Annotated in this window: 17 protein-coding genes; 7 read left to right on the top strand and 10 right to left on the bottom strand. The window is 66.0% G+C overall.

Annotated elements, in window-relative coordinates; all coding sequences use genetic code 11:
- The first annotated feature begins 58 nt into the window (after positions 1 to 58).
- Both SGRAN_RS09575 and SGRAN_RS09570 read left to right on the top strand, forming a co-directional pair.
- Positions 59 to 1027: a type II secretion system F family protein gene (locus SGRAN_RS09575; RefSeq protein WP_067109097.1), complete on the top strand. Its 969-nt coding sequence runs from the start codon at positions 59 to 61 to the stop codon at positions 1025 to 1027.
- A 13-nt stretch (positions 1028 to 1040) separates the two neighbouring features.
- Positions 1041 to 2081 carry a type II secretion system F family protein gene (locus SGRAN_RS09570; protein ID WP_210434221.1) on the top strand — a complete coding sequence of 347 codons (1041 nt, stop codon included), beginning with the start codon at positions 1041 to 1043 and terminating at the stop codon, positions 2079 to 2081.
- Between the two features lie 38 nt (positions 2082 to 2119).
- Here SGRAN_RS09570 and SGRAN_RS09565 read toward each other — a convergent pair whose 3' ends face one another.
- Together SGRAN_RS09565 and SGRAN_RS09560 are read right to left on the bottom strand one after the other, a co-directional pair.
- Complete coding sequence (locus tag SGRAN_RS09565) at positions 2120 to 3121, bottom strand: fumarylacetoacetate hydrolase family protein (protein WP_067109094.1); 1002 nt, start codon at positions 3119 to 3121, stop codon at positions 2120 to 2122.
- 58 nt (positions 3122 to 3179) lie between these two features.
- Positions 3180 to 3596 (bottom strand): hypothetical protein, encoded by a 417-nt coding sequence (locus tag SGRAN_RS09560; protein WP_067183003.1) that lies wholly within the window; start codon positions 3594 to 3596, stop codon positions 3180 to 3182.
- A 149-nt stretch (positions 3597 to 3745) separates the two neighbouring features.
- Between SGRAN_RS09560 and SGRAN_RS09555 the strand changes: the two genes are divergently transcribed.
- Positions 3746 to 4975 carry a sensor histidine kinase gene (locus SGRAN_RS09555; RefSeq protein WP_067187009.1) on the top strand — a complete coding sequence of 410 codons (1230 nt, stop codon included), beginning with the start codon at positions 3746 to 3748 and terminating at the stop codon, positions 4973 to 4975.
- Positions 4976 to 4993: 18 nt separating this feature from the next.
- Here the strand turns inward: SGRAN_RS09555 and SGRAN_RS09550 are convergent, their stop codons facing one another.
- The 4 genes from SGRAN_RS09550 to SGRAN_RS09535 form a co-directional block, all read right to left on the bottom strand.
- Positions 4994 to 6073 (bottom strand): choice-of-anchor A family protein, encoded by a 1080-nt coding sequence (locus tag SGRAN_RS09550; RefSeq protein ID WP_237234000.1) that lies wholly within the window; start codon positions 6071 to 6073, stop codon positions 4994 to 4996.
- A 152-nt stretch (positions 6074 to 6225) separates the two neighbouring features.
- Positions 6226 to 7539: an aspartate aminotransferase family protein gene (locus tag SGRAN_RS09545; RefSeq protein WP_067183000.1), complete on the bottom strand. Its 1314-nt coding sequence runs from the start codon at positions 7537 to 7539 to the stop codon at positions 6226 to 6228.
- Between the two features lie 27 nt (positions 7540 to 7566).
- Entirely contained in the window at positions 7567 to 8505 is a 939-nt protein-coding gene (locus SGRAN_RS09540) for a DUF808 domain-containing protein (RefSeq protein WP_067182997.1), read from the bottom strand.
- A 71-nt stretch (positions 8506 to 8576) separates the two neighbouring features.
- Positions 8577 to 9563, bottom strand: coding sequence for a glucokinase (locus SGRAN_RS09535; RefSeq protein WP_067182994.1), 987 nt, complete (start codon positions 9561 to 9563; stop codon positions 8577 to 8579).
- Between the two features lie 138 nt (positions 9564 to 9701).
- Between SGRAN_RS09535 and SGRAN_RS09530 the strand changes: the two genes are divergently transcribed.
- Entirely contained in the window at positions 9702 to 11459 is a 1758-nt protein-coding gene (locus SGRAN_RS09530; protein WP_067187007.1) for a GGDEF domain-containing protein, read from the top strand.
- Positions 11460 to 11484: 25 nt separating this feature from the next.
- On the opposite strand, the gene sciP is transcribed toward SGRAN_RS09530, so the two are convergent.
- The gene (gene sciP / locus SGRAN_RS09525; protein ID WP_067109134.1) at positions 11485 to 11772 is read right to left on the bottom strand and encodes a CtrA inhibitor SciP; all 288 of its coding nucleotides are present in this window, start codon (positions 11770 to 11772) and stop codon (positions 11485 to 11487) included.
- 173 nt (positions 11773 to 11945) lie between these two features.
- Entirely contained in the window at positions 11946 to 13109 is a 1164-nt protein-coding gene (locus SGRAN_RS09520) for an alpha-hydroxy-acid oxidizing protein (RefSeq protein ID WP_067182991.1), read from the bottom strand.
- 138 nt (positions 13110 to 13247) lie between these two features.
- Here SGRAN_RS09520 and SGRAN_RS09515 point away from each other — a divergent pair, with 138 nt between their 5' ends.
- From SGRAN_RS09515 to SGRAN_RS09505, 3 genes are all read left to right on the top strand, one after another.
- On the top strand, positions 13248 to 14120 hold the full coding sequence (locus SGRAN_RS09515) for a Rossmann-like and DUF2520 domain-containing protein (protein ID WP_067182988.1): 873 nt from the start codon (positions 13248 to 13250) through the stop codon (positions 14118 to 14120).
- Between the two features lie 315 nt (positions 14121 to 14435).
- On the top strand, positions 14436 to 16277 hold the full coding sequence (locus tag SGRAN_RS09510; protein WP_067182985.1) for a YadA family autotransporter adhesin: 1842 nt from the start codon (positions 14436 to 14438) through the stop codon (positions 16275 to 16277).
- A gap of 502 nt (positions 16278 to 16779) precedes the next feature.
- Positions 16780 to 18522, top strand: coding sequence for a retron Ec67 family RNA-directed DNA polymerase/endonuclease (locus SGRAN_RS09505; protein ID WP_082737189.1), 1743 nt, complete (start codon positions 16780 to 16782; stop codon positions 18520 to 18522).
- A 123-nt stretch (positions 18523 to 18645) separates the two neighbouring features.
- Here the strand turns inward: SGRAN_RS09505 and SGRAN_RS09500 are convergent, their stop codons facing one another.
- Positions 18646 to 20094: an argonaute/piwi family protein gene (locus tag SGRAN_RS09500; RefSeq protein WP_067182979.1), complete on the bottom strand. Its 1449-nt coding sequence runs from the start codon at positions 20092 to 20094 to the stop codon at positions 18646 to 18648.
- Positions 20094 to 21977, bottom strand: a complete 1884-nt coding sequence (locus tag SGRAN_RS09495; protein ID WP_067182977.1) for an SIR2 family protein — start codon at positions 21975 to 21977, stop codon at positions 20094 to 20096. The genes SGRAN_RS09500 and SGRAN_RS09495 overlap by 1 nt, the downstream gene beginning before the upstream one ends.
- Between the last annotated feature and the right edge of the window lie 2 nt (positions 21978 to 21979).

Genomic DNA, 21979 nt, shown 5'->3' with positions numbered 1-21979 from the left:
GGGTGAAGCGGCCGCTCCGGCGGCCGGCGCGACACCCCTCAACCGGACGAATCCGACCATGAACCTGCCAGTGATCCTCATCATCGCCACCGCCTTTCTGGCTTTCGCGGCGCTTGTCGTCCTGCTGGGCGGCCCTTCGGCCGGGAAAGCCAAGTCGCGGCGGCTGGCGTCGGTGAAGGATCGGCACGCCGCCTCGACCGAGGCGGTGGTCGCGGCGCAGATGCGCAAGACGATCCAGGCGTCGAGCGCCGGGAGCAACCGGCTGTCGAGCCTGATGCCGCGCCGCGAGCAGATGGAACTGCGCCTGCGCCGGACCGGCAAGACGTGGAACATCACCCAATATATGTTCGCGACGATGATCCTGTTCGTCGTCGTGGCGGCGCTGATGCTGATCATGCGCGCGCCGTTCATGCTGGCGATCCTGTTCGGCCTGCTGGCGGGGATCGGCCTGCCCTATATGATCGTCGGCCGCCTGATCAAGAAACGCGTGACCCAGTTCACCACCCGCTTTCCCGATGCGATCGACCTGCTGGTGCGCGGGTTGCGGTCGGGCCTGCCGGTCACCGAGACCTTTCAGGTCGTCAGCCAGGAACTGCCCGGTCCGGTGGGCGAGGAATTCCGCGGAATCATCGAGCGCATCCGCATCGGCAACACGATGGAGGCCGCGCTGCAGGAATCGGCCGACATGCTCGGCACGCCCGAATTCCAGTTCTTCTGCATCACGATCGCGATCCAGCGCGAGACCGGCGGCAATCTGGCCGAAACGCTGGGCAACCTGTCCGACGTGCTGCGCAAGCGCGCGCAGATGAAGCTCAAGATCCGCGCCATGTCGTCGGAAGCCAAGGCCTCCGCCTATATCGTCGGCTCGCTGCCCTTCTTCGTGTTCGGTATCGTCTGGATGATGAACCCCGAATATCTGAGCGGCTTCTTCCACGAGGAGCGGCTGATGATCGCCGGGATGGGCGGGCTGATCTGGATGAGCCTGGGCGCCTTCATCATGTCGCGCATGATCAGTTTCGAGATTTGAGGACGCCGACCCGATGACCAGCAGCCTCCTCCTCACCGCCTTCACCGGAGCCCAGCCGGGCCCGACGCTTCTGGGCGTCGATGTCGTCTGGGCGGCGACCATGCTCGCCGTCGTCGGCGTGCTCGCGGTGCTCGTCGCCATCTATGGCGCGCTGACCGTGCGCGATCCGATGGCGAAGCGCGTCAAGGCGCTCAACGAACGCCGCGAACAGCTCAAGGCCGGGATCACCGCATCGACCGCGAAGCGCCGCGCGCGGCTGGTCCGCAAGAACCAGACCGCCGACCGGATGCGGACCTTCCTCGGCAAGCTGCAGGTGCTTCAGGAAGAGCAGATCAAGGATGTGCAGCAGAAGCTGGCGCAGGCCGGCATCCGCTCCAAGGACCTCGCCGTCGCCGTTATCTTCGGCCGGCTGGTGCTGCCGATCCTGCTCGGCGGCCTGGCGGCCTTCCTGATCTATGGCATCGACATGTGGCCCGACCTGACGCCGATGAAGCGTTCGGGCTTCACCATGGCGGCGCTGATCCTCGGCTACAAGGCGCCCGACCTGTTCGTGCAGAACAAGCGGCAGAAGCGTACCGACGCGATCCGCAAGGGGCTTCCCGACGCGCTCGACCTGCTGGTGATCTGCGCCGAGGCCGGCCTGACCGTCGACGCCGCCTTCTCGCGCGTGTCGCGCGAGCTCGGCCGCGCCTATCCCGAACTGGGCGAGGAGTTCGCGCTGACCTCGATCGAGCTGGGCTTCCTGACCGAGCGCCGCCAGGCGTTCGAGAACCTGGCCTATCGCGTCAATCTGGAAGCGGTGAAGGGCGTGGTCACGACCATGATCCAGACCGAGAAATACGGCACCCCGCTGGCCAGCGCGCTGCGCGTCCTGTCGGCGGAATTCCGCAACGAGCGCATGATGCGCGCCGAGGAAAAGGCCGCGCGCCTGCCCGCGATCATGACGGTGCCGCTGATCCTGTTCATCCTGCCGTGCCTGTTCATCGTGATCCTGGGTCCGGCGGCCTGCTCGCTCAAGGACGCGCTCGCCGGCGCGATGGGCGGCGGAAGCTGAAGGCGGGGCGGGCGCGGGCCCGCCCGCTTCCCCGGCGGTCAGGCGACCGTCTGCTCGATCGCGCCGAAGATGCTGTGGTGGCGCTCGTCGTCCATCCAGATGCGAACCGTGTCGCCCTTCTGCATGAAGGGCGTCGCCGGCGCGCCGCCGCGGATGGTTTCCACCGTCCGCACCTCGGCAAGGCAGCTGTAGCCGAGCCCGCCCTCGGCGATCGGCTTGCCCGGACCGCCGTCGGCATCGCGGTTCGAAACCGTCCCCGACCCGATGATCGTCCCGGCGCCCAGATGGCGCGTCCGGGCCGCATGGGCGATCAGCCGGCCGAAATCGAAGGTCATGTCGACCCCGGCATCGGCGCGGCCGAGCGGCTGGCCGTTGAGGTCGACGCACAGCGTGCCGTGCAGCTTGCCGTCGCGCCAGCGGTCGCCGAGCGCATCGGGCGTCACGAACACCGGCGACATCGCGCTCGATGGCTTCGACTGGAAGAAGCCGAACCCCTTGGCGAGTTCGGGTGGGATCAGCCCGCGCAGCGAAACATCGTTGGTCAGGCCGACGAGCAGGATCCTGTCGCGTGCCGCCTGCGCGTCGATGCCGGCGGGCACGTCGTCGGTCACGACAACCACCTCCGCCTCCATGTCGCAGCCCCATGCAGGGTCGCCGAGCGGGATCGGGTCGCGCGGGGCGAGGAAGGCGTCGCTGCCGCCCTGATACATCAACGGGTCGTGCCAGAAGCTTTCGGGCATCTCCGCCCCGCGCGCCTGACGGACGAGCGCGACATGGTTCACATAGGCGCTGCCGTCGGCCCATTGATAGGCGCGCGGCAACGGCGAGGCGGCGTCGCGTTCGTGGAACCGTTCGCGCGGGATCGCTTCGTGATTGACGTCGTCGGCCAGCGCCTTCAGCCGCGGCGCCGCTTCGGCCCAGTCGTCGAGCGCCGCCTGCAGCGTCGGCGCGATCGCTCCGGCGTCCGCATACCAGGCAAGATCGTCCGAAACGACGACCAGTCGGCCGTCGCGGCCGGCTTTGAGCGAAGCGAGTTTCACATCGGTCCCTTTGTCTGCGATGCGGCCGAAGCATCATCGCCCACAGGGCAAGCGACGATCAGCGCGGCATCTGGATGGATGCGAAACAGGTAAAGCCGCTCTGTCCCGCCTGCAAGCGCCGGATATATTGCAGATAGGCCTGCGACTGGTCGTAGGTCGCGCCGGGCAGCGTCTGGCCGCGGAAGGCGCGCTTGACCTGTTCACCCGTGAAGGGGCGCGGCGACCCCGGAAAGGCGCCCTTCGTCCCCGGCGGGACGAGCTTGCCGTTGGGATCGATATAGCGACCGGCGCCGGTCGGGCCGGGAACCGGTATCTCGCAATTCATCACCGACACGGCGGTCTGCGCAAAGGCGGGACGGATCGTCAGCGCGGCCGAAACGCCCGCGGCGCCGAGCGCCAGCATCCGGCGGCGCGTCGGAACGGCCTCATCGGCGCCATCTGCCGGCTCGTGGCCCGGAATCTCGCTGTTTTCCATGCTCCGCCCTTACCCGATAGGGAGCGGGAGGAAAAGCAAAAGACCGGCCCCCCGCATTCGGCATCCCGCTTTGGCACAGGGGCGGGCGCAAGCGTAACCGGCGCAAACGGCCTTGCGGGCGCCTGCGCTTCGTGCGAGGCGCTGTGCCGATGTTCGACCGCCTGTCCAGCCTCGTCATCGCATTGACGCTGGTCGCCGTCGCGGCGATCTTCGCCGGACTGGCCGGGGGCGATGCCCTGACCATCACGCTTCTGGCCGCAGCGGGCGCCGCCGCCGCCGCCATCGTCCATGCCGCAGTACCGGGACCCCCGCCCGACTTCGACGGCGGAACGGGCACGCCCGAACCCGAAGCACCGCCGCCGTCGCTGTTGCGGCACCCCGATTTCGCCCACTGGGCCGACCAGGAGCGCGAGCCGCTGATCGGAACCGCCGACAATGTCGTCACCATCGCCAACGACGCGGCGGTCCGGCTGCTGGGCCGGCATATCGTCGGCGCCGACATCCGGACCGCGATCCGCCATCCCGCCGCGACCGAAGGGCTGGCGGCGGCGGACGGCGCAAGCCCGCCGCCGCCGATCGACCTCGTCGATTTTCCCCGGTCGGGCCAGCGTTGGACGCTGCGGATCGCCGAATTGTCGGAGGGCGACCGCATCATCTTCCTGTCCGACCGGTCGGCGATCGACGCCGCCGATCGCATGCGGTCCGACTTCGTCGCCAACGCCAGCCATGAGCTGCGCACCCCACTCGCGGCGATCCTCGGCTATGTCGAGACGCTGCACGACCTGACCGGCGAAACCGACGTGCCGACGCGCCGCCGCTTCCTGTCGATCATCGAACGCGAGGCGCGGCGGATGCAGCAGCTCGTCATCGACCTGCTGTCGATCTCGCGGGTCGAGGCCGATCGCTTTCGCCGCCCCACGACGCCGGTCGATCTCGCGGCGATCGTGCGGACGACGATCGCGCAGTTGCAGGACAGCGAGGAAGCGCGGCCGAAAGACATCATTGCCTTGCCCGGCGACGCCGCGGTACCGGTGCTCGGCGACGAGGCGCAGCTGGCGCAGCTGGTGCATAACATCATTTCCAATGCGCTGAAATACGGCCGCGCGGGCACGCCGGTAACGGTCGAGCTGATCCCCGAGGAGGGCCGGGTGCGCCTGTCGGTCAGCGATGAGGGCGACGGCATCGCGCCCGATCACCTGCCCCGCCTGACCGAGCGCTTCTATCGCGTCGACGAGGCGCGCAGCCGCTCGGTGGGCGGCACCGGGCTCGGGCTCGCGATCGTCAAGCACATCGCCGAGCGCCATCGCGGCCAACTCGACATCGCGAGCGAGCCCGGCAAAGGCACGCGCGTGTCGGTCGTCTTTCCGCTCGCCGCCTGAAACGCTTCGGGGCGGTCGTCAGCCGTCGCGGCGGCGCCGAAACCGGCGGGCATAGATCAGACCGCCGACGCCCAGCGCGAACAGGCCCCACAGACCCGGTTCGGGGATCGGAACCGGATCGCCGCCCGAACTAGACCCGCCCGAGGACGATCCGCCCCCCGGCGTGCCGATATTCCCACCCTTGTAGGTGCCGATATGCATCTCGCCATTCTGCTTCAGATTGCCGAAGACCGCCGAGCCCTGGATGTAGTTCCCGGTTTCCGCATCGGCGGACGGCGCGAGGATCGAACCGCCCCACGCGGTCGTCACGCGGATATTCTCGGCATCGGGGAAGTTCCAGATCACATGCTCGCCAAGGTTGTTGGTGCCGCCGAGGAAATTGTCGTTGAGCAGGATATTGCGGCCGCTCACATTGACGACGACCGTGTCGGCACCGTTAAGAGCGAACTGGATTTCGCCGATCTTGTCGAGGTCGGCCGAGCTGATCTCGAATACCGCCAGCCCATCGGCATTCGGCTTTGCCGTGAAGACGCCGCGATTGCCCTGGACGGCGAACTGGCTGTTCGATGTCAGCGTCCCCATGTCGAACGACAGCCGGTCGAGGCTGGAGACGAGCTGTTCCTTCTGCTGCTGCAGGCCGACCACGAAGGCCGGATCGCTGTTGCCGAGGCCGGACAACACCTTGTTCTGATTGACGTTGGTGTTGCTGATCGTCCCGCCCACCTTCACCGTCTGCGCCGCGCCGTTGAGGTTGAAGCCGCTGTTCACATTGCCGCCGACGACCGCGCCCGAGCCGTTGTTCAGATTCTTGTGACCGCCGTTGACGTCGCCGACGACGGTCAGGCCGGGCTGGCCGGACGTCGATTGCGCCAGCGGGCGGATCGCATAGTTGGACGAATTCCCCGACAGGTTGCCGCCGACGAAGGTCCGCCCTTCGACCTCTGACGAGGATTCGAGATTGCCGAGAACGACAAGATTCCACTCGCGCAGGGCGTCGAGGCCGGTAATGGGTGACGAGGATTGCGCAAGGGCGGGCAAAACCGCCAGCGATGCCGCGAAAATAGCCGTCGCGACGAGCGGCCGAAAGGCAATGGACACTCTGAAAACCTGTCTGGAAAAGGGAATTTGCCGAATGCGGCGAGGCCCTTAGCCGATTTCACGCGCCTTGCCTATCGCGGCGCTGTCCCAATCCGGAACAGGGTCGAGGCGCAGACCGCAAGGCGTGGTAAATTCACGATATCGCGCCGATTTCAGGCGATGGTGTCGAGCAGTTCGCCGAGCATCCCGAACATCTGGTCGATCTGCGCCTTCTCGACGATCAGCGGCGGCGACAGCGCGATGATGTCGCCGGTCGCGCGGACCAGCAGACCGGCGTCGAAGGCGCGGTGGAACAGTTCCATCGCGCGCGCAGTCGGCGCGTCGGGGCGCGGTTCGAGCTCCATGCCCGCGACAAGGCCGATGGTGCGGATATCGACGATATGACGGCGCCCCCGCAGGCCGTGTGCCGCCGCCTCCCAATAGGGCGCCAGTTCGGCGGCCCGTTCGAACAATCCCTCGCGCGCATAGAGGTCGAGCGCCGCCAGCCCGGCCGCGCAGGCGAGCGGATGGCCCGAATAGGTATAGCCATGGGCCAGCTCGATGCCGCCGGGGGCGCTTTCGATCACCGCGTCGTGCAACTCGCGCTTCACCGCGACCGCACCCATCGGGACGGCGGCGTTGGTCAGCCCCTTTGCCATCGTCAGTATGTCGGGGGTCACGCCCCACGCCTGCGCCGCGGTCGCCGCGCCGACGCGCCCGAAGGCGGTGATCACCTCGTCGAAGATCAGCAGGATGCCGTTGCGGTCGCAGATGGCGCGCAGCCGTTCGAGATAACCGACGGGCGGGAGGAGGACGCCGGTCGACCCCGCCATCGGCTCGACGATCACCGCCGCGATCGTTTCCGCTCCATGCAGGTCGACGAGACGCTGGAGGTCGTCGGCCAGTTCGGCGCCATGCGGCGGGAAACCGCGCGAAAAGGCGTTGCGCGCGGGGTCGTGCGTGTGGCGCAGATGGTCGGCGCCGGGCAACAGGGCGAAGGCACGCCGGTTGCCGACGATGCCGCCCACGCTGATGCCGCCGAAGCCGACGCCATGGTAGCCGCGCTCGCGCCCGATCAGCCGGGTGCGTGTCCCCTGCCCCCGCGCCCGCTGCACCGCGAGCGCTATCTTGAGCGCGGTGTCGACCGATTCCGAACCGCTGTTGGTGAAGAAGATGCGGTCGAGCCCCGGCGGCATCAGCGCGGCCAGCCGCTGCGCCAGTTCGAAGGCGGCGGGGTGGCCGAGTTGAAAGGTCGGCGCGAAATCGAGCGTCGCGGCCGCCCGGGCCATCGCCGCGGCGATTTCGGTCCGGCAGTGTCCGGCGTTGCTGCACCACAGCCCCGCGGTGCCGTCGAGGATCGTCCGCCCGTCGCCGCTCTGGTAATGCATGCCGCTCGCCGAGACGATCTGGCGCGGGTGCGCCTTGTAGGCGCGGTTCGCGGTAAAGGGCATCCAGAAGGACGCCAGCCCGTCATTGTCGCCTTGCATCGCCCAGCCGCCTTTCGCCTTTTGCCGTCAGTGCTCCGCCCGCTTGCCCGGAACGAAGTGCAGCGCCCCGGCGATCGCGCTGCCGAGCAGCACCCCGAACAGGCCCGCTCCCGCCGCGTTGATCAGCCATTCCCATACGCCCGCCGCCGGGAGGCCGCCCGCGACGGCATGGGCGCCATCATGAAGCGCATGGCCGATCGCGCCAAGACCATATTCATCGAGCCCGTGCAGCACGATCTGGCCGCCGACCCACAGCATCGCCGCGGTGCCGATCGTCGCAAGGGCGGCGAGCAGCCGGGGCATCAGCGTCACCAGCCCGCGCCCGATCGCCCGCCTCGCCGCGCTGCCGTTGCGCGCCATGTGCAATCCGATGTCGTCCATCTTCACGATCAGCCCGACAACGCCATAGACGGCGATGGTGATCGCAACGGCGACGATCGCCAGCGTCGCGGCGCGCATCGCGAGATGTTCGTCGAGCACTTCGTTGAGTGCGATCACCATGATCTCTGCCGACAGGATGAAGTCGGTGCGCACTGCCCCCTTCACCATCCGTTCTTCGTGATCCGCGTCCGCGACGATCGCCGCGTCCTCGTCGAGGCTGGTCGTATCCTTCCGCAACGCATGAAGCAGCTTTTCCGCTCCTTCGAAACACAGATAGCTGCCGCCCAGCATCAGCAGCGGCGTGATCGCCCACTCCGCGAAGGTCGACAGGAGCAGCAGGACCGGCAGGATCAGCGCCAGCTTGTTGAACAGCGATCCCTTGGTGATCCGCCAGATGATCGGCAATTCGCGATCGGGGGTGAAACCGGTGACGTAGCGCGGCGTCACCGCCGTATCGTCGACCACCACGCCCGCCGCCTTCACTCCCGCCTTCGACGCCGCGGCGCCGACATCGTCGATGCTCGCCGCCGCAACCTTGGTGATGGTGGCGACGTCGTCGAGCAGGGCAAAGAGGCCGGATGGCATGGACGTCTGGTTCCTTCGATGGGTGTGCTGGCGGTGTAAAGAAGAAGGGGACGCTTCGACAAGCCTTTGCCTTATCGCCGCGAATCACCGGCATGGCGGCGCGCGAAAGCGGCGGCGGCGCCGAACAGCCCCGGCTGCAGATGGGTGATCAGCTTGACCGGGATCGCCGCCATGATCCCGGCAAACCGCCCCTTGTCGGCGAAACGCCCGGAAAAGTCCGAACGGACGAGCCGGTCGCGGATGCGCAGGCCGAGACCGCCCGCCACGACCACCCCACCGGCGCCATGCGCCAGCGCGAGATCGCCCGCGACGCTGCCTAGCATCGCGCAGAAACGATCCGCCGCGGCGACCGCGAGATCGTCTTCCGCGCCGAGCGCGCGCGCCCACAGCGCATGGTCGTCGAGCGGCGGAACGGCGCGCCCGTCGAGTGCGGCGAGCATTTCATAGATGCCGACGATGGCTGGCCCCGCCACGACGCGCTCGACCGAGACGCGGCCGTATCTTTGGCGCAAATGCGCGAGGATGGCATCCTCGACGGCATCGCAGGGCGCGAAGCCGATATGACCGCCCTGCGCCTCCTGCACGCGACAGATGTCGCCGTCGCGCCACAGATAGGCGGCGCCAAGGCCGGTGCCGGGCCCGATGACGCTGATCGTGCCGCGTGCGGGGAGCGGAATATCCGGCCCGGCGAGCGGTTCGAACCAGGATTCCTCCGCCTGGCCGACGGCATGGCCGATCGCTTCGAAGTCGTTGAGCAACAGGCAATGATCGAGGCCCAGGTCAGCCCCGATTCGATCGCGGCCGATCGTCCAGCGATTGTTGGTGAAGCGCAGGATGTCGCCCTGCGTCGGCGCCGCGACGGCGATCGCGGCGCTGCGGGGCAGCGGTTCGGCCAGCCGGCGCGCGAACGCCTGCCACGCACCCTCCAGCCCCGCATGATCCGCGGTGCGCAGCGTCACCGCCTGCCCCAGCGAAACGACGCGGCCAGCGGCAATCGCCGCAATCGCGAAGCGCGCGTGCGTGCCGCCGATATCGATCGCGACGATGCGTTCGGTCATCCCTTGTCCTGTCCTCGCTTTGCCCGGCCGGCGGCGGATCGCGATCCGCGATGGCGCACGACGCCCGTCGACGCAACATGCGTTCCGTTGGTAAAGCTTTCCCAAGACATTGATGCCATAGGGTTCGCGATGGAGGCGATGACGGACCTTTCGATTCGCGCTTGCGCCCGGCTGCTGCTCGCAGTGGCGGCGCTCGCCGCGCTGTGCGGCGCCGCGCCCGCGAGCGCGGAGGTGCTCCGGCTCAACCAATCGCTCTGCCATGCCGTCAGCCCGATCGAATCGGCGGATGCCAGCCTGCCGACGCTTCGCTTTTCGTGCAGCGGGGCGCCGGCGGGGTATCAGCACGACAGCTTGTGGCTGCGGTCCGACCACCGGCAATGGGCCAGCGGGCAGCGTTCGGTCGCGCTGATGGTGCATCATTCGCGCTTCGACCGGCTCGCGGTCGCCTTTTCCTATGCCGACGGCGCGGTGCGCTGGCAGCAGGTCCGGCAGGGCGACTATGGCTCGCATTGGCGCGCGGGCGGGCAGATCGTGTTCGAGGCACCCGACCGCCCCGCGTCGGTGACGGCGATCACGATGCGCTTCGACCGGCTCGCCGCCCACGACCTGGTGCGCGCCCATATCCTGTCGCGCGACCAGAGCAGTATGCAGGCGGCTGGCATGGCGGCGGCGACCGGCGCCGCGCTGATGCTCCTGCTCGTCAGCGGCATCTACAGCCTGTCGCTCGCCGTCGCGGTGCGGCGCCAGTATCTCGCCTGGCAGGCCGCGTGGGCGGCGACGATGCTTCTGTGGGGAACCTTGTGGTCGCAGATTCATCTGGCGCTGCTCCCCTTCATGGCGGGCACCGTCTCGGCCCAGCTCTGCACTTTCCTCGCCTGCCTCGCGATCGCGGTCGCCACCGCGAGCGCGGTGACGGCGCTCGATCGCAGCGGCGTTCCCGCCGCGTTGCGCCGGGCAACGCTGGCGCTCGGGGCCGGCGTCGGGCTGGCTGGCATACCGCTCGCGCTGATGCGGTCCGGCGACCTCGGCTATTGGGGCGACGTGCTGGGCCTCGCCATCCTCGGCAACCTCGCCGCCGTCGCGATCTGCCTTGGCTGGGGCTGGCGGCGCGGTTCGATCGAGGCGCGCGATTTCGCCGCTGCCTGGTGCCTGCCGATGGCGGTGCTCGCCTTCATCCACCTCGTCGATGTCGAGAACGGCTTCTGGGGCGGCGGCTCCAAGCTGGCCGTGCTGCTCGCCGCCACCTGGCAGGCGCTGTGGCTGTCCGCCGCCGCGACCCGCCGGCTGGCCTCGCTGCGGATCGAGCGCGATCACGCACGCGCGGCCGAGGCGCAGGCGCGCGAACTGGCGCGCCGCGACCCGCTGACCGGTCTTCCCAACCGCCGCGGGTTCATCGAAAGCGTCACGCCGCTGCTCGACCGCGCGCGCGCGGACGACCTGCCGGCGGCGCTGCTGCTGGTCGACATCGACCGCTTCAAGTCGATCAACGACGTCCATGGCCATGATATCGGCGATGTGGTGCTATGCCGGATCGCGCGCCGGATCGCGCGATGGGAAGGTTCGATCTGCACTGTCGCGCGCCTTGGCGGCGAGGAATTCGGCCTGTTGACGATCGGGATGGAGGGCATAGCGCTCGACCGCTTCGCCGAGAGCGTCCGGCGGGAGATCGCCGCCTGCGACCATAGCGCGTCGTTGGGCGACCGGACCGTCACCGCCAGCATCGGCGTCGCCGAGGTCCGTCCCGCGTGCGATTTCCAGCGGCTGTACAAGATCGCCGACGACGCGCTCTATGAAGCGAAGCATGCGGGGCGCGACCAAGTGGTGCTGCAGCGCCATGCCGAAAGCGGCGGACCGAAGCCCGACCTGCCCGACCGCGAAGCCGTGCCGCTGGGCTGAGCGCGCGTCGGCCGGGAGTCGGCCGTCAGAGGCCGAACTTCTCCCGATAATATTGGACGCGCGTCGCGCGCAGCGCCCGAACGCCGAGGCGGTCGTAGGCCCGCTGCCACGAGGCGAACTCCTCAAGGCTGAGATTATAGCGCTCGCACGCTTCGTCGACCGTGATCAGCCCGCCCTCGACGGCGGCGACCACCTCCGCCTTGCGGCGGCTGACCCAACGCCGCGTGTTGCGCTTCGGCAAATCCGCCAGCGTCAACTCACTGCCCATCGGTCCGATCACCGATGCCGGCCGAATCTTCTGATTTTCGAGCACCACGACACTCCGTTCGGCGGCCTTCGGCCGCATGGCGCCCCCCGCGTTTTCCCGAACCCGGTCTATCCGATCGTCGTAAAGGAAGGGTTAGGCGATCGCGGCGGCCGGTCGCGGGCCGGGCACGATCCGTCGCGCCGGGACCGACGTTCCGCGTTCGGCACGCCCCATTGCCGTCAGGGCAGGCGCCGCGCCCCGGCTTCGCGCAGCGCGGCGATGGTCGGATAGCCGTCGACCGCCATCAGCAGGTCGGCCTCGGCCAGCAGCGAGCGCAGCACATGCGCCGCGCCTTCGGCACCGCCCAGCGCCAGCCCATAGCTGTACGGCCGTCCGACGCCGACCGCGGTCGCGCCGAGCGCCAGCGCCTTCGCCACGTCGCTGCCCGACCGGACCCCCGAATCGAACAGCACCGGCGTGCTGCCGGCGGCCGCGACGACGTCGGGCAGCATGTCGATCGCGGCGATGCCGCCGTTCGCCTGCCGCCCGCCGTGGTTCGAGCAATAGATGGCGTCGGCGCCGCTATCGATCGCGCGGCGGGCATCGTCGGGATGGCAGATGCCCTTGAGGACGATCGGCAGCGTAGTCAGCGAGCGCAGCCAGGGCATGTCGTCCCACGTCAGCACCTTGCCGAAGGTGCCCGCCCAGGTCATCACGCCGGTGCGCACATCCTGTTCGGGCGGGCGGCCAACCATCGTGCGGAAGCGGGGGTCGGACCAATAGTTGGACAGGACGTGCCCGCGCAGCTGCGGGAAGTTCGAATCGTTGAGGTCGCGCGGCCGCCAGCCCGTCACCCAGGTGTCGAGCGTGACGATGATTGCCTTGTATCCCGCCGCTTCGGCACGGTGGACGAGGCTCTCGGCCAGGTCCTTGTCCTTCGGGGTATAGAGCTGGAAAAAGCCCGGCGTGTCGCCCATCGCCGCGGCGACGTCCTCCATCGGATCGTTCGACAGCGTCGAGGCGGTCAGCGGCACCCCGGTCAGCGCCGCGGCGCGCGCGGCGGCGATGTCGCCATGCCCGTCCTGCGTGCAAAGGCCGGTGACCCCGATGGGCGCCATGAACAGCGGCGTCGGCAGCGTCATGCCGAACAGATCGACCGACAGGTCGCGCACCGAGCAATCGACCATCATCCGCGGCACGATGCCCCAGTGCCGAAAGGCCGAGGCATTGCTGTCCTGCGTGAACTCGTCGCCGCAGCCGCCCTGGACATATTTGAGCAGCGACGGCGCCATCGCCGCCTGCGCGCGCGCCTCGAGCCCCGCGAAATCGACAGGATATTTGGGCAGCACGCCGCTGAGCCCGCCGAAATAGATCTCGTGCTGAAAATCGCCGTAGTGCGCCATGGCCGCCCTGTCCCCTTTCGTTGATCGACGCCGATGATAAGCCGATCGCGCCGCGCGCGTCCATGCATGGATTGCATTGCGGCGTCATGATCCGATCCGGCATGGCCGCCCGCGCGCCGGCGCGCTAGGGACGAATGCATGACCGACAAACGCCTTTGCCGCCGCCTGGGAATCATCGGGACCGGCCGGGTGGCGCATGCGCTGATGCTGGCGCTTGCCCCTTATGCCGACCGGCCGCCGCTCGTCTGGGGCCGCTCGCGGGAGCAGGCCGAGGCCCTCGCCCGGGAGGCTGCCGGCGCGGCCGCCACCGACCTGCGCGAGATCGCCGAAGCGTGCGACCTGATCGTCATCGCGGTCGCGGACGACGCGGTTGCGGCCATCGCGGCCGGGCTGGCGCGCGATCTGGCGCCTCCGCATGCGCCCTTCGTCTTTCACGTCAGCGGCCGCAGCGGCGCGGCGATTCTCGATCCGCTGGCGGCAGCGGGAGCACAGATCGCGGCGATCCATCCGGTGATGACCTTCACCGGCAATCCGCGCGCCGAAATCGAGCGGATGGCGGCCGCGCATTTCGCGGTCACGGTTTCGGACCCCGCGACGCTGCCGCGCGCCCGTGGGGTGATCGAACGGCTCGGCGGCACCGCGGTCGAGATCGACGAGGCGCAGCGCACCCTCTACCATGCCGCGCTCTGCCACGCCGCCAACCATCTGGTGACATTGCTCGCCGGTGCGTCGCAGGCCTTGCGCACCGCAGGCGCCGACGCGCCCGAGGCGATGCTGGCGCCGCTGGTCCGCGCCGCGCTGGAGAACAGTCTGGCGCACGGCTTTTCCGCGCTGTCGGGGCCGCTGCTGCGCGGCGACGGCGACACGATCGCCCGGCACCTCGCCGCGATCGACGCCGATTGCCCGGGGCTGGGCGCCCCCTATCGCGCCATGGCGCGCGCCACGCTCGACGAAATGGAGCGCGACGGCCTCGCCGCCGCTTCGCCGGCGATCCGCACCCTGCTGAACTGATGGCAGACCGGCCGGAAAGCCGTGCGGTCGGCCGCAGATAGGGAAAAATGGGGACGACTACTTATCCCGGCCCGTTTTTCACGGTGAGAAACAACTAACGATCGACGGCTTACCTATTGCGCCGGTCATCAATTGTTTTCGGCATTGTTCCGCACCGTCCGTGCCGTGTTCCGCGCCGTCCAAGACGGACGCTGGCGGGCATGGCAATCGGCAAGGGCACATAGCCGCCGCGAGAGACGATGCAACAGGGTCGCCGGGCCGAAAAGGCACGGTTCAACGCACATCTCACGGTCCCATAACAAGGAGACCCTGACCGTGCACAAGACGCGTATTTCGACCCTGCTCCTGGCCGCCACGCCCCTGGCGATCGCCCTCCCCGCGCCCGCGTGGGCCGACCCCACGCCCGAATGCAATGTCGGGAGCGGGACCCAATCGACCGAATGCGGCGCGAACAGCGTAGCGAGCGGAGCGCAATCGACGGCCATCGGCGAATCGGCGCGCGTCGACGCGGACCTGGCGACAGCGGTCGGCGCAGGTGCTTATGCCGACAACAAGGGCGCAACGGCGCTGGGCACCGAAGCCTATGCAACCGGCGTGGAAAGCACGGCGCTGGGATCCGGCGCCTATGCCAACAAGGAAGGCGATACCGCGCTGGGTTCCAATGCCAATGTCGTCGGCGCCTATGGTACCGCCGTGGGCGGATTGGCCGTGGCGCAAGGCGAATCGAGCACGTCGCTCGGCTACCACGCTGTGGCCGCCGGCGCGAGCGCCATGGCGCTTGGCGCCGACAGCCGGGCTGAAAAAGACGGCACGGCGATCGGTACCACCGCGCAAACCGGCGTTGGGGGTGTCGCCTTGGGAAGCATCGCCACATCCGGAGACAGTGCCGTCGCCGTCGGCAGCGCGGCCGAAGCTGATAAATATGGCGCCGCCGTCGGCACCAACAGCACCGCCGGCGAATACGCCGCGGCGTTCGGCTTCTACGCGAAAGCCGCCGACTTTGGCTCGGCCTTGGGATATGGGGCGGAGGTCACGCAGGCGACCGGCACCGCGCTCGGCACCGCAAAGGCCTCCGGCGCTGGCGGCGCGACCGCCGCGGGATATGGGGCCAAGGCCATTGGCGATGGCTCCACCGCCCTTGGCACTTTCGCTGAGGCCAGCGGCAACAACAGCATCGCGCTGGGCCGACAAAGCATGGCCAACGGCAATGGCGGCATCGCCATCGGCCCTCAGACCGTCGCCGATATTCAGGCGGTCGCCCTGGGTTTCGGTGCAAAGGGTATCGAGATCAACAGCGTGGCGATCGGCACCGGTGCCGCGGCCGACAGCGGCGCGGCGGTGGCGATCGGCGCCGGTTCCAGGGCCAGCGACGGCAAGGCAGTCGCGATCGGCTTTCAACAACTGGCGTCGGGCGATGGCGCGGTGGCGATCGGCGATCCCAATGTCGCGAGCGGCACCGGGGCCGTCGCCATCGGCGCGGACAACACCGCATTCGGCGACGGCGCGGTGGCGCTCGGCAACCGGTCGGTCGCGAAAGGCGACGGCAATGTCGCGCTGGGCAATGCGGCGTCGGCGACCGGCACCAATGCCGTGGCGCTGGGCGCCGGGTCGGTCGCCGATCAGGACAATGTCGCTTCGGTCGGCGCGGCGGGCGCGGAGCGGCGCGTCGTCAACGTTGCGGCTGGCACGACGGCCACCGACGCGGTCAATGTGGGCCAGGTGAACAGGGCCGCCACCGCGGTCACGGCCGCGCTGGGCGGCGGGGCGGCCTATGACGTGGGAAGCGGGGCGATGGCCGCGCCGACCTATATGGTCGGGGGAGCCGCCTATCATGACGTCGGATCGGCGATCGCCGCGATCGACGATGGCGTGTCGCAACTGGACAGCCGCGTCCACGCGCTCGAAAGCGTCTCCACAGAGGGATTTCGGCGCGCCAACGGCGGCATCGCGACGGCGATGGCGCTGGGGGGTACGATGATCGTGCCGGACAGCGATGTTTCGGTCTCGTTCAACCTCGCGACCTATCGCGGCGAACAGGGCTTTTCCGGCGCCGTGGTCGTCCGCGCCGCGCCGCGCGTCTATATCAGCGGCGGCTTTGCGGGGTCCACCGTCAAGGGCTCGACCGGCGGGCGCGTCGGCATAGCCTTCGGCATGTAGGGGAGGATGGGCCCTGGCCTTGCGCAAGGCCAGGGCCCACCCCAATCAAAACAGGGCGGACGTGGGAGCCGGTTCAGCCTGAACGGGATAATTTCCCGGCCGCCGAGCCTTGTGTTCGTGATGCTGTTCGGAAATGGCGCGCCGCACCGAGCGATGATGACAACTACATCTCCTCCATAGCCCTCTAAGGCCCTCCTTTGGTCGGAAATCGGGTTAGCAGTGGATTCAGCCACGTGACGCGGCGCTTGCCGAGGTTCAGAAGCAGCCAAGGAACTCGGCTCAAAAGGCCGTACCTCGATCGCTGGACAGCTCTTGAAAATCTCAACGGTTTCGGCGAGAAACGCCGTAGGCTTACAGGCAGAGTTGTTATCGCGTATCGCGATATAAGACATTGATGTTGGGCAGTGATGCTTCCATCTACCCTTATTGCAGCTTTACGGCTGAGCGGACGATCGATCGATCGCATAGGAGTGCCTGTAAGCCGCCAGTTTAGGGGGGCGGAGTGTCGAGTCTGGCGAAACTACAATCGGCTAAGTCGCTCGACGACCTAGCCGCGATCCTAGGGTACAAACCAGCGGCACTCGCCTACCTCCTCTATCACCTGCCCACCGCGCAGAAATATATTGCTTTCACGATTCCGAAGCGCGACGGGACGCCGCGAGAGATTCTGGCGCCGACACCCAAATTGAAGCTGCTCCAGCGTCGTCTCGCAAACGTCCTCTATCTAGCGCTGGCGGACATCGACAAAGCGGGGCCGCCCCGCCGGCATCTGTCGCACGGCTTCGCCAAGCATTTGTCGATTGTCACCAACGCAAATACTCACAGGCGGCGACGCTATGTGCTGAACCTCGACCTCAAGGATTTCTTCCCCTCGATCAACTTCGGCCGTGTGCGCGGTATGTTCATAAAGGACAAGCGCTTCGGGCTGGAACCGAAGATCGCGACCCTGATTGCGCAGATCGCTTGTCACGAAGATGTGTTGCCGCAAGGCAGCCCTTGCTCGCCCGTCATCTCGAACATCGTTGGCCACCTTCTCGATATTCGGCTCGTCCGCTTCGCTAAAGCGCAGAAGTGCACCTATTCACGCTATGCCGATGACATCACTTTCTCCACGAACGCCAAGACATTTCCTAGTGACGTTGCTGCCCCTATCGTTGGATCGGAGCACGAGTGGACGCTAGGCGCGGCGCTGCTCAAAGAGGTCGGCAAAGCTGGCTTCGTGATCAATCCAGCCAAGACCCGGATGCAATATCGTGGATCGCGTCAGGTGACGACCGGCCTGCTGGTCAACGAAAAGCCTAACATTCTGCCAGAGTACTATCGCACCGTCCGAGCGATGTGCTGGTCGCTATTCAACAAGGGGAGCTACTATCGTGTGGTGCCTGCCGCTTTGGTGGGCGGCAAGCTAGGTGATCCCGATGTGCAGAAGCCAGCAACGTCGCTCGCGCCGCTGCAAGGGATGCTTGGCCATGTCTACCATGTGCGCGATCAGGTCGATCAACGGCCTTCCGCTGAAAAGAAGAAAGAGCTGACGGCTACAGCGACACGTAAACTCTATCACCGATTTCTTTTCTACAGAAATTTCGTCGTCGCCCCCAAGGCGCTCATCATCCCCGAAGGCAAGACGGACTCGATCTATCTTCGAGCGGCAATGGAAAAGCTCACTGCCTATCACCCGCAATTAGGCACGATGGATAAGGCGAAATTCAAACCCGCGCTCAAGTTCATGAACTTTTCGAGCACCGTGCATGACGTGCTTCAGCTTGGCAACGGGGCGGGCGACCTCTTCCATTTCATCAGGAAGTATCCAGAGACGCTGAAACAATACCGTCATCGACCCTTGCCCAACCCGGTGATTGTGCTGATCGACAACGACGATGGCGCCAAGGAAATTTTCGGCGCTGCCAAGGGGCATGGTGCCGCTGGAATTTCGCTCACCTCCACGGACGCCTTCTACCGGCTCGGCCCCAATCTCTATCTCATCAAGACCCCGGAGATCGGCTCCAAGGGCAAAAGTTGTATCGAAGACCTATTTGATCCGGCGCTGCTGAAAACGGAAATCGACGGTAAAAAGTTCGACGCCAACAAAAAGCATGGCGAGCCTGGGAAATATGGAAAGCAGAGATTTGCCGAAAAGGTTGTGCAGCCGCAGAAAGACACAATCGACTTTTCAAAATTTTCGGGTTTGCTTGATCGCATTGTCGCGGCTCTAAATGACTACGCAGCCAATCCACCGCCACCTTAAGCGGTCATAATGTTGATGGTTTTGGTTGGCAATGAGTCAACGATTTATGAACGATAAGTACGTTAGTAGACGATAAGTCGATATCTATCGGAAAAATCCCTCTTGGGTTCGGGCGCAGGCTTATTACATAAATAGACGATAAGGATAGACGTTCCGAGGCAGGTCGGGGACATTCGCGATCGTGCGCGCTAGTTTCTGTGAGTAACGAATGCTGACCGGCACCGGGTCGTATAGTGCGTCATTATTCCAGTCCATCTTAGTCAATGCCAACGCCTCATGAGCGGTCAATTCCAGCGGACCGCTGCCAGCATGACGGATCAGCTGCAGCGGCCGGGGGATGCTCTTCTTGCCCTGATAGTAATCACCTTTGGTTGAAACCTCGGGAGCATTGCCCGCCACCCATACCAAGGCAGAATTGCCCGTGCGAATCACCATCGTCCCGCGCGGTACGGGAAATCCCGACGGTTTTGACGGCGGCTTCTCTACTCCCGACTTGATGAGCCAGACGCCTCGCCAGCACGACGCCGAGCTGACCTCGACACACTCGATTTCGGCTACACCGGTAAGCGCGTCGAACGCGCCCTCGATTTCTGCCTCCTTGAAGGCGGTCGTTTTGTGAATGACCATGCGTTTTGGTAGGTTGCCACCATTGCGCCCCTGATAGAGTTCCAAGCTACGGGCGAGGACCGCGCGCATGTCGTCGCGACTTAGAAAGGGGTTCCGGCGGGCTTCGGCCACGTCGGCCACCGGGTCTCGCGCCTCGAACGCGACGAACTGCATGCCGCCACCGTCCATATCGAAGACCTGCGAGCAGCACGTCACATAATGCGCGTCTTGTTGGTCACCGCGCAGGGCATAAGCCAATCCGATGTAGGCGGTGTCCGCCGGCACACCCTTCAGCGGCGCGAGCTTCCATGGCGTACCCGCAGCCTTCACATACAGCGCAGTTGAAAGACGCCACGCGAGCGAGGCCTTAAAGCTGAAGGTGAAGACGCGATCGTTCAGAACCTGGGTCGGAATATTATACTTCGCGCCCAGAGCCTTCAGCACGTCGTGTGCGTCAAAGAATTTTCCGCGTGTCGCCGTGTCCCAGTTGTCGGGAAAGTGGACCAGCACAACGTCGAACTCGTTGCGAACGGCGTCAAGGCGGCGGAGCGCGGCATCCATTGCAAGGTATAGGCGATGCTGCGCGTTGCCGTCACCCGGCAACTGGTCGAGGCGTTCAGGCCACTTGATGTGCGCGCTCGCTGGCGCGGGATCAAGTGCCACGCGGAACAGACGCTCAAAACCAGGATATTCCGGCACATATTCTGATCGGTCGGAAGGCCGATGCACGCCGCGCAACAGCTTCATCAGATCGCCACGACGATGGAAAGCGCTCTCCGGGCCAACAGTCGCGATTCGAATGCGGGGAGTGTATCCGCTAAACGATCCTTTCGAATACGGTCCGAAGTTCAGGAGGCCGCGCAACGGATGGACATCTACCTGGGTGGCGTCGGATGGCGAAAACGACAGGTTTGGCTCATCCAAGAGCGTGAATGGCGGCAGCTCGGAGAGGGCTGGGTTCGCCATCATTTGCTCCTGTCGAAGTAGGTATGGTGATGCGACGGTCGGCTAAACCCTGTGACGGGTGACACCGTGAACACGGCGTCAATGCCAGAGCCATCTTCGAGTCCGAAAGCGCTTCTAAGCGTGCCGCCCGTCTCGGTCAGAAGCTGGGCCCAGGCCCCAATAATGCTGGCCCAATTCCTATTATATCGCGGGGCCCATCGTTCGCGGCGCCAGTCACCGGCAGGATCACCCCGTTGTTCGGCTTGCATGCCCATTTCAGCCGCAGCTTCTTGCGCGACCAGATTCTCCGCACCTTCCGTTTGTGGCGTATCTTGTCGGGGCAACTGGACGAACGTGTAAGGCTCGAAGCCGCACCACCACTTTCCATCGACTTGTTCCAGCTTGAGGTGGACCCCCTCCTGAAACGGGAAGCCAAGCTTGGGCACTGTACCAAACAGGCTGGTGCCGTAGGCGTCGCGCAGCCGGGATAGGATTTGCTGCTGACGCCGCGTTCGATCAGGATCATCGCCGTCGCGCGGTGTCGCAACGACGAGCGAATGGCCCGAACGTCTGTAGCGTGGGATGAGCGGGCGCTGTCGGGCGAGAGATCGCACGAGCGTGTCGTATAACAATCCCATCGCCCAGCTATCGGCGACCGGATCCAGGTCGATCGTTCCAGCGAGCGATGGGCTGAGCGGAGCCAAGGCATCCAGGATTTCTTGGTCCCGACCGAACGCCGCTAGCTCACGCCCCAAAGCGGCCGCCGTTGCGCGACATCCCTTCGCCCTGAAGATCTCGCGCACCTCTGCCGACGTCGTCGATTGGCTCAGCCTGATGCGTCTGGCTGCGGCCGGCATCGACTGGAGCAGAATTGCCGAATAGCGCAGCACTGGGAAGGCGCGGGCTTTGGCATGTGGAATCTGAACGGGTACGAGACGCGGCGTAGGTCGCCCTTCCATCACCCGATCATGAAGCGGCTTGGGTAAATCGGTTACCTTGATGATATCGGCAGCCAGTTCGTCAAAGGTAGCGCACTCAACGACGGCCACGTCCACGCCAGCCGCTTCGGCGCGCTCTAGGAATTCGATCACTGCGGGCAGTAAACGCGAAGCTGAAGAGGTGAGCCAGTACACTCCGTTCGGAAATGGCGACGGCGCATCGAGAACCGTGTTCAGCGCCTCCATGATCGAAGCGTCGCGTCCGCTATAGCCGACGAAGATCATTCCGAAGCGCTTGCCGGATTCCACCAGCACATGCCGCATTCGGGCGTCCTGTTCCTCCAGTTCCGATCCCGTGTTCTTAATCGCGATCGACTGATAATCACCGTGGAGCTTAGCGACCAACGGCCAGTCCGATTCATTGAGGCACCGCATGGCACGGTCGGCAGAATCGATCGCCGCCACAGTCGGACGGTTCTGGTTGTCTACTGGCAGAATCCCGTTTGCCGAAAGCGCCGACTCCTCGATGAGCGGATCGAAGTTCGTGGTGAAAACGCAATCGACCTTGCCGGCAGCCATAAGACTGCCAAGTACCTTGTGACCAAAACAGGGAGTACCTTTGGAGATCGCATCGTCGATATATTGCCGGCGATGCCGGGCTTCTGGATACACCGCTTCGAAAGCCTTGGCATATTCCGTAGGATCGCCGTCAGGCGGCAACAGTGACGTTTGCCGGAAAAAGGCATCGATCCTGTCGATCCACACTGGATCAGCCGTATCGATCTCCCGCTTTGACAGGTTCGTCTCACGGCAAAAGATTTGCGCCTTGAAATCGCGGATCATGGCATAGCCGGTCGGAATGCCGGAGGCGGCCGATGCGCCAGCGCCAAGGAACCATGCCACGAGATTTGGCCTAAGATCGAAGGCGGTCGCGAATTGGGCAGCGGATATCGTTTTTATTGGCACTG

Origin of the sequence: Sphingopyxis granuli (genome assembly GCF_001559015.1) — a bacterium.
Lineage (GTDB): Bacteria > Pseudomonadota > Alphaproteobacteria > Sphingomonadales > Sphingomonadaceae > Sphingopyxis > Sphingopyxis granuli.
The sequence above is the reverse complement of the archived record's forward strand: the minus strand, read 5'-3'. Positions and strand labels throughout refer to the sequence as shown.